Origin of the sequence: Rhizobium sp. L43 (genome assembly GCF_002531725.1) — a bacterium.
In the GTDB taxonomy this organism is placed as follows: Bacteria; Pseudomonadota; Alphaproteobacteria; order Rhizobiales; family Rhizobiaceae; genus Rhizobium.
Genome location: NZ_NWSQ01000013.1, coordinates 142,392 through 157,200, shown reverse-complemented (window position 1 = coordinate 157,200; position 14,809 = coordinate 142,392). Strand labels below are relative to the sequence as shown.

Below are 14,809 nucleotides of genomic sequence, written 5' to 3'. Positions count from 1 at the left end.
GCTTGCGCAACAAATTGGACGAGACACGCAAGACGGGGCGTAGAACCCGAACGAGCCACGCGCAGGTGGTCGACGAACTCGGCAAGGCGATCGTCGCCGGCACCTATCCCGTCGGCTCGATCCTGCCGGGTGATACGGAACTGGCGCAACGCTTCAAGGTGTCCCGCACCGTCTTGCGCGAGACGATGAAGACGCTCGCCGCCAAGGGCATGGTCGTCGCCAAGGCGCGGGTCGGTACGCGTGTGACCGAGAAGAACCTCTGGAACATGTTCGACAGCGAGATCATCGCCTGGCACTTCGACAACGGCGTGACGGAAGAATTCCTGCTGCAGCTCTACGATATCCGTCTCGCCGTCGAACCCTTCGCCGCCGGCCTTGTCGCCGAACGGGCGAATGCAGAGGATATCGAGACGCTGCGCGGGCTGGCGCTCGAGATGGCGGCGAGCGGTCACACGGCCGACAGCCTGGCGCTCGCCGACCTGCGTTTTCACCTGGCGCTCGCCGAGGCCTCGCACAATCCCTTTATGCGGACGCTGGGCAGCCTCATCGAAGCGGCTCTCGTCGGCATGTTCCGCATGAGCACGCCGCCTGCCGAAAACGGTTTCGCCAATATCGCCGATACCCATATGCGCATCGTCGATGCTATCGTTTCCGGTGACAGCGCCGCCGCGCGCCGTGCGATGGAGCTCGTCATCCTGGACGGCCGCGATCACGTGCACGAAGCCTTCGCGGCCCGTGGTTCGGAGACCGTCAGAGTGCCGATTTCGACCTAAATTTCACACTTGTAAAGGCTTAGAGTGTCTGCGCCGCCACGCATATTTTCGGGCGCGCAGCGGCCGCCGTAACACTTTGCCCCCGCGCATCGTGCTTTCCGAAAATCGATTCCGATTTCAGGAATTATGCAGTATGAGGCGATAAAGCCGCCTCATGGCGCGGATTCGCGGAGCAGATCATGGAACGTACTTGTCTTGCCGTCATTCTTGCCGCCGGTGACAGCACGCGGATGAAATCCTCGAAATCGAAGGTGCTGCATCCGGTCGCCGGACGGCCGATGATCGCCCATGTGGTCGAGGCGGTCGCCTCCGCCGGCATCTCCTCGGTCGCGCTGGTCGTCGGCCGCGATGCCGAGGACGTGGCAAAGGCCGCAACCATCGCCGGCGTCGGCGTCGAATCCTATCTGCAGAAGGAACGCCTCGGCACCGGCCATGCGGTGCTGGCGGCGCGCGAAGCGATCGCCAAGGGTTATGACGATATCCTCGTCACTTATGGCGACGTGCCGCTCCAGACCGATGGACCGCTGAAGGCCGCCCGCCAGGGACTTGCCGAGGGCAGCGATGTCGTCGTCATCGGCTTCCACACCGACCGCCCGACCGGCTACGGCCGCCTGCTCGTCAAGGACGGCGAACTGATCGCCATCCGCGAGGAGAAGGACGCGACCGATGCCGAGCGCGCGGTGACGTGGTGCAACAGCGGGCTGATGGCGATCAACGGCCGCAAGGCGCTCGATCTTCTCTCACGCATCGGCAATGCCAATGCCAAGGGCGAATTCTATCTGACCGATCTCGTCGAGATCGCCCGGTCGCTCGGCGGCCGCGTCACCGCCGTCGATGCCCCTGAAATCGAGATGACCGGCTGCAACAACCGCGCCGAACTCGCCGTCATCGAGCGCTTCTGGCAGGAGCGCCGCCGCCACGAGATGATGCTGTCTGGTGTCAGCATGATCGCGCCGGAAACCGTCTTTCTCTCCTATGACACCGTCATCGGCCAGGATGCGCTGATCGAACCGAACGTCGTCTTCGGTCCGGGCGCGGTAATCGACAGCGGCGCCGTCATTCACGCCTTCTCGCATATCGAAGGCGCCCATGTCAGCCAGGGTGCCACCGTCGGCCCCTTCGCGCGGCTGCGGCCGGGGGCGGATCTCGGCAACGGTTCGAAGGTCGGCAATTTCTGCGAGGTCAAGAACGGCCGGCTGGGCGAGGGCGCCAAGGTCAATCATCTCACCTATATCGGCGATGCCGTCATCGGCGCCGGCAGCAATATCGGCGCCGGCACGATCACCTGCAATTATGACGGCGTCAACAAGAGCGAGACGGTGATCGGCGAAAACGCCTTCATCGGGTCCAACTCCTCGCTGGTCGCGCCGGTGACGATCGGCGACGGCGCCTATGTCGGCTCCGGCAGCGTCATAACAGTCGATGTGCCGGCCGATGCGCTGGCGCTCGGCCGCGCCCGGCAGGAGATCAAGCCCGGCCGCGCGACGCTGCTGCGCGAACGCGCACTCGCCATCAAGGCGGCGAAAAAGGCGAAGAGCTGAGGCTGATTTGCGTAACCGGCGGAAATTCAAAGTGACCGCCGAGGCGATTGAGAAATAAGCGAAAATCGTTAGGACTGGCCTCATTGTCAGAGGTTCATGGGGATATTTTATGTGCGGTATTGTCGGGATCGTCGGAACTCAGCCTGTTGCCGGGCGCCTGGTCGATGCGCTGAAGCGTCTTGAATATCGCGGTTACGATTCCGCCGGCGTCGCCACAATTCATGACGGGGTGATGGATCGCCGCCGCGCCGAGGGCAAGCTATTCAATCTGGAAAAGCGCCTCGACACCGAACCGTTGCCCGGCACGACAGGCATCGCTCATACGCGCTGGGCGACCCATGGCGTTCCCAACGAAACCAACGCCCATCCGCATTTCGTCGAAGGTGTGGCCGTCGTCCATAACGGCATCATCGAGAATTTCTCCGAGTTGCGCGATGAGTTGACCGAGGAGGGCGCGGTCTTTCAAACCCAGACCGATACCGAAGTCGTCGCCCAGCTGATGGCGAAATATCTGCGCGAGGGCCTGGAGCCGCGCGCCGCCATGCTGAAGATGCTGAACCGGGTGACCGGCGCCTATGCGCTGGCCGTCATGCTCAAGTCAGATCCCGGCACGATCATTGCCGCCCGTTCCGGCCCGCCGCTTGCCGTCGGCTACGGCCGCGGCGAAATGTTCCTCGGCTCGGATGCGATCGCGCTGTCGCCTTTCACCAACGAGATCAGCTATCTCGTCGACGGCGATTGCGCCGTGCTGACCCGCGACGGCGTGTCGGTGCTCGATTTCGCCGGCAAGCCGGTCAAGCGCGCCCGCCAGATCTCGCAGGCGACCGCCTATGTCGTCGACAAGGGCAACCATCGCCATTTCATGGAAAAGGAAATCTACGAGCAGCCGGAGGTCATCTCCCACGCGCTCAGCCATTATGTCGATTTCGCCGAGAACACGATCGGCGCCAATGCCGCGGCGATCGACTTCAAGGCGGCGACCGGCCTGGCGATCTCGGCCTGCGGCACTGCCTATCTCGCCGGTCTCGTCGGCAAATACTGGTTCGAGCGTTATGCCCGCCTGCCTGTCGAGATCGACGTCGCCTCCGAATTCAGATACCGCGAAATGCCGCTGTCGCCGTCGCAGGCGGCACTCTTCATCTCACAATCCGGCGAGACCGCCGATACGCTGGCATCGCTGCGTTATTGCCGCGACAACGGGTTGAAGATCGGCGCCGTCGTCAATGTCCGCGAATCGACAATCGCCCGCGAATCCGACGCCGTCTTCCCGATCATGGCCGGCCCTGAAATCGGCGTCGCCTCGACCAAGGCCTTCACCTGCCAGCTTGCCGTGCTGGCATCGCTGGCGATCGGCGCCGGCAAGGCCCGCGGCACGGTGAGTGCCGATGAGGAGAGGGCGCTGGTGCGCCATCTCGCTGAAATGCCGCGCATCATGAGCCGGGTGCTGAACCTCATCCAGCCGCAGATGGAAAGCCTGTCGCGCGAATTGTCGAAGTGCAAGGACGTGCTTTATCTCGGCCGCGGCACCAGCTTCCCGCTTGCCATGGAAGGCGCGCTCAAGCTCAAGGAAATCTCCTATATCCACGCCGAAGGTTATGCCGCCGGTGAATTGAAGCACGGACCGATCGCTTTGATTGACGAGAACATGCCTGTCATCGTCATCGCCCCTTACGACCGGTTCTTCGAGAAGACCGTTTCGAACATGCAGGAGGTCGCAGCCCGCGGCGGCCGCATCATCTTCATCACCGACGAGGCGGGCGCGGCGGCCTCGAAACTGCCGACCATGGCGACGATCACCCTGCCTGTGGTCGACGAAATCATCGCGCCGATGATCTTCTCGCTGCCGATCCAGCTGCTCGCCTATCACACCGCCGTTTTCATGGGCACCGACGTCGATCAGCCGCGCAACCTGGCGAAATCCGTGACCGTGGAATAAGCCTGCAACGCCGGGATCGTCGCGCCGAAACATATTGTGCGACGCCCCGAATTCTGGCAATTTTGGTCTGCGGACAAGGGGGAAGGGCCGGCGTTCCGGCCTGTCCACGACTGAGATGGAGTTCATCAGTAGAGATGACCGACAATACCCCCAGAATGCCGGTCGCGACCCGGTTGCGGAATAATTTCCTCGCAGGGCTGATCATCTGCGCCCCGATCGCGATCACCATCTGGCTGACCTGGACCTTCATCCACTGGTCGGACAGCTGGGTCAGGCCCTATATTCCGGCGCGCTGGAATCCGGAAAGCTATCTCAATTTCGCCATTCCCGGTTTCGGCCTGCTGACCGCCGTGGTGCTGATCACCGTCGTCGGCTTTCTCGGCAAGAACCTGATCGGCCAGAGCATCGTCCGCTTCGGCGAATCGATCGTCCAGCGCATGCCGCTGGTGCGCACCGTCTACCGAAGCGTGAAGCAGATTTTCGAAACGGTGCTGAAGGAACAGGCGAACTCCTTCAAGAAAGTCGGCCTCATTGAATATCCGGGTCCCGGCCTCTGGGCGCTGGTCTTCATCGCTACCGACGCCAAGGGCGAGATCGCGTCGAAGTTCAACGCCATGGGCCAGGATATGGTCGCCGTCTTCCTGCCGCCGACGCCGGTGCCGACGGCGGGTTTTCTCGTCTTCGTGCCGCGCGAAAAGATCGTGTTGCTCGACATGTCGCCGGAAGACGCCGCCAAGTTCCTGATCTCAGGTGGGCTGGTCGCCCCGGAACACAAGCCGTCCGAGCCGAAGCAGAAGCATTTGCCGCGGCCGAAGCCGGTGGCCGTTTCCAAGGCTGACTAACCTGCCCGCAGGAAGCGGATCGCCTCGTCGCGGCGGAAGAGATAGAGCAGGGTACGGATCGCCTCTCCTCTTTCACTGGTCAGTTCCGGATCGCGCTCGATCAGATAGGCGGCGTCCTTGCGGGCAATCTCCAGCAGGTCGGCATGCGCCTCGAGGCTGGCGATGCGGAAACCCGGCGTACCGGATTGCCTTGTGCCGAGCAATTCGCCTTCGCCGCGCAGCTTCAAATCTTCCTCGGCGATGCGGAAGCCGTCTTCCGTCTCGCGCATGATCGAAAGCCTGGCATGGCCGGTTTCGCCGAGCGGCCCCTTATAGAGCAGGATGCAGGTCGACGCCTCGTCGCCGCGTCCGACGCGGCCGCGCAGCTGATGCAATTGCGCCAGGCCGAAGCGCTCGGCATGTTCGATCACCATGATCGTCGCATCCGGCACATCGACGCCGACCTCAACGACGGTCGTGGCGACGAGAAGCCTGATGTCGCCGTTCTTGAAGGCCAGCATCGCCGCATCCTTCTCGGGTCCGCTCATGCGGCCGTGGATCAGGCCGACATCGGGGCCGAGCGCGGAGACGAGTGTGGCATGCCGTTCCTCGGCCGACATCAGGTCGAGCTCTTCGGATTCCTCGACCAGCGGGCAGATCCAATAGGCCTTCTTGCCCTCGGCAATCGCGCTTTGCAGCCGCCCGACGATTTCGCCGGTCCGTTCCATCGGCACGGTGATCGTCTGAATCGGCTTGCGGCCGGCCGGTTTCTCGGTGAGCTTGGAAACATCCATGTCGCCGAAGGCGGCAAGCACCAAAGTGCGCGGGATCGGCGTCGCCGTCATGACCAGCATATGCGGCGAGATGCCCTTGGCGGTCAGCCGCAGCCGCTGATGCACGCCGAAACGATGCTGCTCGTCGACGACAGCAAGCATCAGATTGGCGTAGGTGACGCTGTCCTGGAACAGCGCATGCGTGCCGATGATGATCTGGGCCGCACCCGAGGCGATCCGCTCCTGGATCTCCTCCCTTTCGCGTCCCTTGGTGCGCCCGGTCAGCACCTCGATGTTAAGCCCGGCGGAGGCGGCGAATTTCGCGATCGTCGCGTGGTGCTGCCGCGCCAGGATTTCGGTCGGCGCCATCAGCACGGCCTGGCCGCCGCTCTCGATCACCGCCGCCATCGCCATCAGCGCCACCAGCGTCTTGCCGGAACCGACATCGCCCTGCAGCAGCCGCAACATGCGCTCGTTGCCGGCCATGTCCCTCAAAACCTCGGCGATCGCCTCGTTCTGGCTGCCGGTCAGCGAAAAGGGCAAGGTCTTCAGGATCTTGCTGCTGATGGCGCCGGTCGCAGTGACCGGCTGGCCCGCCACCTTGCGCAGCCTCTGCCGCACCAGGCTGAGCGACAGCTGGCCGGCGAGAAACTCGTCATAGGCAAGCCGCCGCCGGGCAGGGGCCTGCGGGTCGATATCTCCGGGATCGCGCGGCTCGTGCAACATGTGGAAACTGTCGCGGATCGACGGCAGTCCTTGCTTCTCTGTCAGCGCCAGGTCGATCCATTCCGGCAGCTCCGGAAAACGCGGCAGGCCGGCGTCGATGATCTTGCGCAGCGTCTTCGGGGAAAGTCCCGCCGTCAGCGGATAGATCGGCTCGACCAGCGGCAGGCTCTCCGCCTCCTCGGCCCGGACGATATAGTCGGGATGCACCATCGAGGCGCGGCCGTTGAACCAGTCGATCTTGCCACTGACCGTCACTTCCGCATCAACAGGCAGCTGCTTTTCCAGCCACGCCGCCTGGCCGCGGAAGAAGACCAGCGTCAGCTCGCCGGTCTCGTCATGCAGGAAGACGCGGTAAGGGATATTGCTTTTGCCGCGCGGCGGCACCTGGTGCCGGTCGACACGCGCCGTGATCGTTACGATCGCGCCCTGCGGCGCGCGGGCGATGCCCGGCTGATTGCGCCGGTCGATCAGCGAGAAGGGCGCGTGGAGGAGCAGATCGATGACCCGGCAATCCTCCAGTGTCTCGCGCCCGAGCAGCTTGACCAGCAGCTCGGCGATCTTCGGGCCGACGCCCGGAAGGCCCGAAATAGGGGAAAACAGAGGATCGAGAATGGCGGGACGCATGCGGCCAAAATGCGATGAACAATGCGGCCTTGGCAAGGCTGACAAGCCGCTTTCCAGGGTCTATAGAGGCGCATCAACAGGAAGGTAATGCCATGACAGGTGTCACGCTCACGAGTGCCGGTCTCGACCCGCGCCGCCGCCGGATCCTTTTCCGTTGCTGGCATCGCGGCATTCGCGAGATGGACCTGGTCTTCGGCCAGTTTGCCGAAGCCGAGGTCGCGACTCTGTCGGAAGCCGAGCTCGACGAGTTCGAGACGATCATGGCCGAAGAGGACAATGATCTCGTCCGCTGGATCATGGGAACATGGCCGGTGCCAGAGCGTTTCCAGACACCGATGTTTGCCCGCCTGGCCGCCTACACGCCCGATTTCGACAAGCCCCTCAGGACGCCGGAATGATCCCTGGTTTTGATGCGAAGAAGCTTGCGGCCATTGCCGAGCCGCTGACGATCGGCAATGTGCCGGCCGGCCTTGAAACGCTGCTGCTCGCCGAGCTCGCGCGAACGGGAGAGCCGGTCGCCTATGTCATGTCGGACGGCCACCGCATGGCCGATCTCGAACAGATGCTGGGTTTCGTTGCCCCCGACATTCCGGTTCTCACCCTGCCGGCCTGGGACTGTCTGCCCTATGACCGCGTCTCGCCGAGTGCCGACACCTCGGCCCGCCGGCTGGCGGCACTCGGCGGCCTGATTGCCCATCGCAAGAAGCCGCATGCCGCAATCGTGCTCGTCACCGCCAACGCCATGCTGCAGAAGGTGGCGCCGCAGGATGTGATCGAAAGCTTGAGCTTTTCGGCCCGCCCCGGCAACCAGCTGCGCATGGACGATCTCGCCGGGCGCCTGGAGCGCAACGGTTTCGACCGCGTCGCGACCGTTCGCGAAGTCGGCGAATATGCCGTGCGCGGCGGCATTCTCGACGTCTTCGTGCCGGGTTCCGAAGAGCCGGTCCGTCTCGATTTCTTCGGTGACACGCTGGAATCGATTCGCAGCTTCGATCCGGCCAGCCAGCGCACGACGGGCCAGGTGCGCTCCCTTGATCTCAATCCGATGAGCGAGGTGACGCTGACCCCGGATACGATCAGCCGCTTCCGCAAGAATTACCTCTCGGCTTTCGGCGCCACGACGCGCGACGATGCGCTCTATCTCGCCGTCTCCGAAGGCCGCCGTTATCCCGGAATGGAGCACTGGCTGCCGCTCTTCTACGAGAAGCTCGATACCGTCTTCGATTATCTCAGCGGCTTCCGAGTCGTTACCGACCATACGGTGCGGGAGGCGGCCGAGGAGCGTTCCAAGCTGGTTTTCGATTATTACGACGCCCGCCTCAATTCCGGCCAGCCGGCAAAGAGCCAGATGTCGCAGGGCACGCCCTACAAGCCGGTGACACCGGGCCAGCTCTATCTCGACAGCAAGCTTTTCGCCAAAACCCTCGACGCGCTCGGCGCGATCCGCATCAGCCCCTTCAACGAGCATGAGGGCGAGGCGCGGCGGGTCGTCAATGTTGATGCCCGCCAGGGCCAGCGCTGGGCCCGCTCGAATGCCGAGGGTGGCGGTGATGCCGAACGCATCAATATCTTCGACGTCGTCGTCAAGCATATTGCCGACCGGCGTGCCGCCGGCGCGAAAGTGCTGGTCACCGCCTGGACCGAAGGTTCGCTGGAACGCCTGCTGCAGGTGCTGAACGAGCACGGCCTGGAAAAGGTCAAGCCGATCGAGGCGCTGAAGGATGTCGGCGCGCTGGCCAGAGGCGAGGCGGCCGCTGCCGTGCTCAGTCTCGAAGCCGGTTTCGAGGCCGGCGATCTCGTCGTCATCGGCGAGCAGGATATATTGGGCGACCGTATGGTGCGCCGCTCCAAGCGCCGCAAACGCGCCGCCGATTTCATCGCCGAGGTCGCGGGCCTCGACGAGGGCTCGATCGTCGTCCACGCCGAACACGGTATCGGCCGCTTCATCGGGCTGCGGACCATCGAGGCGGCCGGTGCGCCGCACGCCTGCCTGGAACTGCAATATGCCGACGAGGCCAAGCTCTTCCTGCCGGTCGAAAACATCGATCTGCTCTCGCGCTACGGCGGCGAAGGTACCGAGGCCCAACTCGACAAGCTCGGCGGCGGCGCCTGGCAGATGCGCAAGGCCAAGCTCAAGAAGCGGCTGCTCGACATGGCCGATGCGCTGATCCGCATCGCCGCCGAACGCCTCACGCGCTATGCGCCGATGCTGACGACGCCGGAAGGCCTCTACGATGAATTTGCCGCCCGCTTCCCCTATGATGAGACCGAGGATCAGGACAACGCCATCGAGGCAGTCCGCTCCGATCTCGCTGCCGGCCGGCCGATGGACCGCCTCGTCTGCGGCGACGTTGGTTTCGGCAAGACCGAAGTGGCGCTGCGCGCCGCCTTCGTCGCGGCGATGAACGGCGCCCAGGTTGCTGTCGTCGTGCCGACGACGCTGCTTGCCCGCCAGCATTTCAAGACATTTTCCGAGCGTTTCCGCGGTTTGCCGGTGCGCATCCAGCAGGCCTCGCGCCTCGTCGGCGCCAAGGAACTGGCGCTGACCAAGAAGGAAGTGGCGGACGGCAAGACCGATATCGTCGTCGGCACCCATGCGCTGCTCGGCGCCGGCATCAAATTCGCCAATCTCGGCTTGCTCGTCATCGACGAGGAGCAGCATTTCGGCGTCAAGCACAAGGAGCGGCTGAAGGAGCTGAAGAGCGACGTGCATGTGCTGACGCTGTCGGCAACGCCGATCCCGCGCACGCTGCAGCTGGCCATGACCGGCGTGCGCGAATTGTCGCTGATCACCACGCCGCCGGTCGACCGCATGGCGGTGCGCACCTTCATCTCGCCCTTCGACAGCCTGGTCATCCGCGAGACGCTGATGCGCGAGCATTATCGTGGCGGCCAGAGCTTCTATGTCTGCCCGAGACTTGCCGATCTCGCGGATATCCATGCCTTCCTGCAATCCGACGTGCCGGAGTTGAAGGTCGCCGTCGCCCATGGCCAGATGCCGGCCGGCGAACTCGAAGACATCATGAACGCCTTCTATGAAGGCCGCTACGATGTGCTGCTGTCCACAACCATCGTCGAATCCGGCCTCGATGTGCCGACAGCCAACACGCTGATCGTCCACCGCGCCGATATGTTCGGCCTGGCCCAGCTCTACCAGCTGCGCGGCCGCGTCGGCCGCTCGAAGGTGCGCGCCTTTGCGCTCTTCACCCTGCCTGTCAACAAGGTGCTGACGGCAACGGCCGAGCGCCGCCTCAAGGTGCTGCAGTCGCTGGATACGCTTGGTGCCGGCTTCCAGCTGGCAAGCCACGATCTCGATATCCGCGGCGCCGGCAATCTGCTCGGCGAGGAGCAGTCCGGCCATATCAAGGAGGTTGGTTTCGAGCTCTACCAGCAGATGCTGGAAGAGGCGGTCGCGGAGGTCAAGGGTGTCGACGAGATCCACGACACCGGCTGGTCGCCGCAAATCTCCGTGGGCACCACGGTGATGATCCCGGAGAGCTATGTGCCCGATCTGCATCTGCGCATGGCGCTCTATCGCCGCTTGGGCGAAATCACCGAACTCAAGGAGATCGACGGCTTCGGCGCCGAGATGATCGACCGCTTCGGCCCGATGCCGATCGAAGTCCAGCACCTGCTGAAGATCGTCTATATCAAGTCGCTCTGCCGCACCGCCAATGTCGAAAAGCTCGATGCCGGCCCGAAGGGCGTCGTTGTGCAGTTCCGCAACAAGGAGTTCCCCAACCCGGCCAACCTCGTCGGCTATATCGGCAAGCAGGGCACGATGGCGAAGATCCGCCCCGATCACAGCCTGTTCCTGACCCGCGACCTGCCGACGCCGGAAAAACGCCTGCAGGGTGCGGCGGTGATCATGACGCAACTGGCAGAACTCGCGAAATAGAGCAATTCCAGCAAAAGTGTACCGCGGTTTTGCGTCCGGAATTGCGTGGAAAAGGGAGATGGAGATGGCGAGATACGGCGCAACGATTGCCTGGCAGCGTAACGGTGAGACCTTCACCGACAACCGCTATAGCCGCGCCCACCGCTGGACCTTCGACGGCGGCATCGAGGTGAGGGCGTCCTCTTCCGCGCATGTCGTCCCGCTGCCCTATTCAGCCGAGGATGCCGTTGATCCGGAAGAGGCTTTCGTCGCCTCGCTCTCCAGCTGCCACATGCTCTGGTTCCTGTCGCTCGCCGCCAAACAGCGCCTTTGCGTCGACAGCTACACCGATGCCGCCGAGGGCATCATGGAGAAGAATGCCGAGGGCCGCCTTGCCATGACCGTCGTGACGCTGCGTCCGCATGTCGTCTTCAGCGGCGAAAAACAGCCCTCGTTGAGCGAGCTCGAAGCCCTGCATCATCGCGCCCACGACGAATGTTTCATCGCCAATTCGGTGAAGACCGAGGTGCGCTGCGTTCCGGTTCTAGGCTGAGGGCCAAAGCCGGTTAGTCGTGCGGCGGCTCAGACCAGCCGATCAGCTTTGCCCATTCATTGGCGCCGTCCATGATGATGTCGAACACCGGGTCCTTGATATCGTAGTAGAAATCGACATCGTCGGGAAAACGCTGGGCGAGCCGCTGCTTGATCAGGGCGTAGGCGTTTGCCGCTGTCGGATGGGCGCGCAGGAAGTCGCGGCAAAGAAGAGAGTAACGCTGATTGAAACGGCCTCTTTGCCGGATATGCAGATTGGCGGGGCGTCCTTTGCTGCGATAGAAGGCCTTGCGCAATTCGCCTTCCGCCAGTTCAAGTCCCGGAGGGCAGTGATCGATGACGATTGGCCTGCGCTCGAAACCCGCCCGTTCGAATGCGTCGGCATCGACACCGGCCAGCTCGTTGACGGTGAGCTGAATATCGATGATATCCTTGGCGGGAAGGCCGGGTATGGCCGTCGAGCCGATATGATGCAGATAGGCTCCGGCCGGCGCCGCGCCCATGACGGCGCGCTTGAGAATCACGAAATCCTCGACCCAACTCTGTCGCGGCTGTTCGAGCTCGATCCGCATGGCAGGCAACGTCAGTTGAGGCCCGATCGCGCCTCGGCCTTCGCCTGGGCGATATCGCGCAGCGCATTCGCCAGCACATCGGGCGTCTGTGCACCGCTGACGGCATATTGCTGGTCGAAGATGAAGAACGGCACGCCGTTGACGCCCATCTCTTGCGCCGCCTTGATCTCGGCGACGATCAGATCGCCATCCGCATCGGAGGCGAGCAGCGAGGCGATGACCGAGTGATCGAGACCGGCCTTTTCGGCGATATCGAGCAGCACGGCATGGTCGCCGATATTGCGGCCCTCCTCGAAATTCGCTTTGAACAGCGCGGCAACGACCTTGTCCTGCTTCTCGCGGCCTTCGATCATCGCCCAGTGGATCAGCCGATGGGCATCGAGTGTGTTCGGGCCGATCTTGATCGCCTCGAAATCGAAGGCGATGCCGACCTCGCGGCCGTAATCGGTGAGCATCTTATGCGCCTGCGCCACGCGCTCTTCGCCGCCGAGCTTCTCAGCCAGCGCCTTCTTCTGGTCGACGCCTTGCTTGGGATAGTCGGGATTGAGCCGGTACGGCCGCCAGTTGATGTCGACGCCGATTTCGTCCTGCACCTCGGCGATGGCGAGATCCAGCCGCGCCTTGCCGAGATAGCACCAGGGGCAGACGACATCCGAGACGACGTCGATGGTGATACGCTCCATGAGGATTTTCCTTATTCACTGTGCGTCTCCCGAGAGAGACATTCGGCCGGTGCGGTTCCGCTGTTCTTATTGCGCGCTTGTATCCCACCAAACCGGCAACTGGTAGCCATAAAGCGGTGTCCTGTCAGGACGGCCGATGCGCTTGCTGCGCGCCACCCATTGCTGGCCGATATGATAGAGCGGCAGCACGTAGCGGCTGGAAAGCAGCAGCCGGTCGTAGGAACGCACTGCTGCGATGAAGTCCTCGGCCGAGCGCGCTTTGAGCAGATGGTCGATCAGCGTATCAAGATCGGGATCGTTGGCGCCGGCAAAGCTGTCGGTACCCTCGTGTGTGCGCTCAGCGGAGGACCAGCGACCGACCTGCTCTATTCCAGGCGAGAGCGTAGACACATAGGCCTTGATGATCATGTCGTAATCACGGCTGTTCGTCCGGCTCTGATACTGCGAATCATCGACCGTGCGGATGGAAACGGCGATCCCGATCGCCTGCAGCGAACGCTGATAGGCGACAGCCAGCTTCTCCTGGTCGGCGTTCTGTGTCATGATTTCGAAGGTGAGCTGGTGGCCGGAAGCATCAAGCATCTTGCCGCCCTGGATCGTATAACCGCCCTGTTTCAGTAGCTCGACGCCCTGTTTCAGCACGTTGCGGTCTCGGCCGGAGCCGTCGGTGACCGGCAGCTTGTAGGTGCCGTCGAGAATCTCCGGCGCAATTTTGTCCTTGATCGGCCCGAGCAGGGCAAGTTCCCTTGCATCTGCGGCAACGCCGAAGCTTGAAAGCTCGGAATTCTGCCAGAAACTCTGGGTGCGTTTATAGGCGCCGGAATAGAGGTTCTTGTTCGCCCATTCGAAATCGAACACCAGCGACAGGCCCTCGCGCACCTTGGGATCGGCAAAGATCGGCCGGCGTGTATTGAACACGAAGCCCAACATGCCGCTCGGAAGTTTCGGCGTGAACACGTCCTTGACCACGGCTCCCGAGGTGACGGCCGGGAAATTATAGGCATTGGCCCAATGACCCGGATTGCCGTCGGGATAGATGTCGACTTCGCCCTTCTTGAAAGCTTCGAACAGCGTCGTGTCCTGCAGATAATATTGCACGGTGATCTGATCGTAATTGTCGGTGCCGACTTTGGACGGAATATCCTTGCCCCAATAATTCGGATCGCGCTCATAAGTGATGCTCTCGCCGGGCTTCACCGTCTTGACCTTGTAGGGGCCGGAGCCGACCGGCGGCGTCAGCGAAGTGCGGTCGAAGGTCTCGGGATCGATCGCATGTTTCGGCAGCACCGGAAAAAGGCCGAAGATCAGCGGCGTCTCGCGATTAGCTTTGTCGCTGAAGGTTAAGCGCACGCTCCGCTCGCCCACCTTCTCCATCTTGGCGACAACTTTCAGCGGATTCGAGTAGCGCGGGAGGCCCTTGTCGCGCAGCATATCGAAGGTGAACAGCACGTCTTCGGGCGTCACCTGCTGGCCATCGGCCCATTTCGCCTTCGGATTGAGATTGAACTGGATGAAGCTCCTGTCGTCGTCCCATTCCACCGTCTCGGCAAGCAGGCCGTAAAGCGTGAAGGGCTCGTCTCTGGAGCGCTGCATCAGCGATTCGTAGACGAGATTGCCATATTCCGGATCCCACATGCCGCGCGCCGTCGTCCGCATGCTTTTCAGGATGAACGGGTTGAGGCTGTCGAAGGTGCCGACGACGCCGTAGGTGATCTTGCCGCCCTTTTTCACATCGGGATTGACGTAAGGGAAGTGTTTGTAATCCGCCGGCAAAGCCGGCTCGCCATGCATGGCGATGCCGTGCAGCGGGTCGGCTGCAACAGTGCCGCAGAGCAGAGACAGGACGAGGGGGACGACGATACGGAGCATTCGGCAATCCTTGATCCGTGAAAACGGGGCATGATTCACCGCGGAGATTATCATGGGGTCGA

General features: G+C 62.8%; 11 protein-coding genes. 7 read left to right on the top strand and 4 right to left on the bottom strand.

Annotated features, from left to right (window positions below; all coding sequences use genetic code 11):
* Nucleotides 1-2 precede the first annotated feature (2 nt).
* The 4 genes from CO667_RS18705 (at nucleotide 3) to CO667_RS18690 (ending at nucleotide 5,092) form a co-directional block, all read left to right on the top strand.
* The gene (locus CO667_RS18705) at nucleotides 3-773 is read left to right on the top strand and encodes a FadR/GntR family transcriptional regulator (RefSeq protein ID WP_097619771.1); all 771 of its coding nucleotides are present in this window, start codon (nucleotides 3-5) and stop codon (nucleotides 771-773) included.
* Nucleotides 774-952: 179 nt separating this feature from the next.
* Nucleotides 953-2,314, top strand: a complete 1,362-nt coding sequence (gene glmU, locus CO667_RS18700; RefSeq protein ID WP_097619770.1) for a bifunctional UDP-N-acetylglucosamine diphosphorylase/glucosamine-1-phosphate N-acetyltransferase GlmU — start codon at nucleotides 953-955, stop codon at nucleotides 2,312-2,314.
* 109 nt (nucleotides 2,315-2,423) lie between these two features.
* Nucleotides 2,424-4,250: a glutamine--fructose-6-phosphate transaminase (isomerizing) gene (glmS, locus tag CO667_RS18695; protein ID WP_097619769.1), complete on the top strand. Its 1,827-nt coding sequence runs from the start codon at nucleotides 2,424-2,426 to the stop codon at nucleotides 4,248-4,250.
* A gap of 134 nt (nucleotides 4,251-4,384) precedes the next feature.
* Nucleotides 4,385-5,092: a DUF502 domain-containing protein gene (locus CO667_RS18690; protein WP_097619768.1), complete on the top strand. Its 708-nt coding sequence runs from the start codon at nucleotides 4,385-4,387 to the stop codon at nucleotides 5,090-5,092.
* On the opposite strand, the gene recG is transcribed toward CO667_RS18690, so the two are convergent.
* A complete protein-coding gene (gene recG, locus CO667_RS18685; protein WP_097619837.1) occupies nucleotides 5,089-7,194 on the bottom strand; it encodes an ATP-dependent DNA helicase RecG in 2,106 nt (701 codons plus the stop codon). The genes CO667_RS18690 and recG overlap by 4 nt on opposite strands.
* A 92-nt stretch (nucleotides 7,195-7,286) precedes the next feature.
* On the opposite strand from recG, the gene CO667_RS18680 reads away from it, so the two are divergent.
* The 3 genes from CO667_RS18680 to CO667_RS18670 all read left to right on the top strand — a co-directional run bounded on the left by CO667_RS18680 (nucleotide 7,287) and on the right by CO667_RS18670 (nucleotide 11,624).
* Nucleotides 7,287-7,592 carry a succinate dehydrogenase assembly factor 2 gene (locus CO667_RS18680; RefSeq protein WP_097619767.1) on the top strand — a complete coding sequence of 102 codons (306 nt, stop codon included), beginning with the start codon at nucleotides 7,287-7,289 and terminating at the stop codon, nucleotides 7,590-7,592.
* Entirely contained in the window at nucleotides 7,589-11,092 is a 3,504-nt protein-coding gene (mfd, locus tag CO667_RS18675) for a transcription-repair coupling factor (RefSeq protein WP_097619766.1), read from the top strand. Before CO667_RS18680 ends, mfd begins: the two co-directional genes overlap by 4 nt.
* A 64-nt stretch (nucleotides 11,093-11,156) precedes the next feature.
* Nucleotides 11,157-11,624 (top strand): OsmC family protein, encoded by a 468-nt coding sequence (locus CO667_RS18670; RefSeq protein WP_097619836.1) that lies wholly within the window; start codon nucleotides 11,157-11,159, stop codon nucleotides 11,622-11,624.
* 13 nt (nucleotides 11,625-11,637) lie between these two features.
* Here the strand turns inward: CO667_RS18670 and CO667_RS18665 are convergent, their stop codons facing one another.
* The 3 genes from CO667_RS18665 to CO667_RS18655 form a co-directional block, all read right to left on the bottom strand.
* On the bottom strand, nucleotides 11,638-12,195 hold the full coding sequence (locus CO667_RS18665) for a GrpB family protein (RefSeq protein WP_097619835.1): 558 nt from the start codon (nucleotides 12,193-12,195) through the stop codon (nucleotides 11,638-11,640).
* Between the two features lie 11 nt (nucleotides 12,196-12,206).
* A complete protein-coding gene (locus tag CO667_RS18660) occupies nucleotides 12,207-12,878 on the bottom strand; it encodes a DsbA family oxidoreductase (protein WP_097619765.1) in 672 nt (223 codons plus the stop codon).
* Between the two features lie 66 nt (nucleotides 12,879-12,944).
* A complete protein-coding gene (locus CO667_RS18655; protein ID WP_097619764.1) occupies nucleotides 12,945-14,747 on the bottom strand; it encodes an extracellular solute-binding protein in 1,803 nt (600 codons plus the stop codon).
* Between the last annotated feature and the right edge of the window lie 62 nt (nucleotides 14,748-14,809).

Coding starts and splice junctions, on each gene's coding strand:
- CO667_RS18665 (WP_097619835.1), bottom strand. CDS start 12,195: ATGCGGATCGAGCTCGAACAGCCGCGACAGAGTTGGGTCGAGGATTTC.
- recG (WP_097619837.1), bottom strand. CDS start 7,194: ATGCGTCCCGCCATTCTCGATCCTCTGTTTTCCCCTATTTCGGGCCTT.
- CO667_RS18690 (WP_097619768.1), top strand. CDS start 4,385: ATGACCGACAATACCCCCAGAATGCCGGTCGCGACCCGGTTGCGGAAT.
- glmS (WP_097619769.1), top strand. CDS start 2,424: ATGTGCGGTATTGTCGGGATCGTCGGAACTCAGCCTGTTGCCGGGCGC.
- glmU (WP_097619770.1), top strand. CDS start 953: ATGGAACGTACTTGTCTTGCCGTCATTCTTGCCGCCGGTGACAGCACG.
- CO667_RS18670 (WP_097619836.1), top strand. CDS start 11,157: ATGGCGAGATACGGCGCAACGATTGCCTGGCAGCGTAACGGTGAGACC.
- CO667_RS18655 (WP_097619764.1), bottom strand. CDS start 14,747: ATGCTCCGTATCGTCGTCCCCCTCGTCCTGTCTCTGCTCTGCGGCACT.
- mfd (WP_097619766.1), top strand. CDS start 7,589: ATGATCCCTGGTTTTGATGCGAAGAAGCTTGCGGCCATTGCCGAGCCG.
- CO667_RS18680 (WP_097619767.1), top strand. CDS start 7,287: ATGACAGGTGTCACGCTCACGAGTGCCGGTCTCGACCCGCGCCGCCGC.
- CO667_RS18660 (WP_097619765.1), bottom strand. CDS start 12,878: ATGGAGCGTATCACCATCGACGTCGTCTCGGATGTCGTCTGCCCCTGG.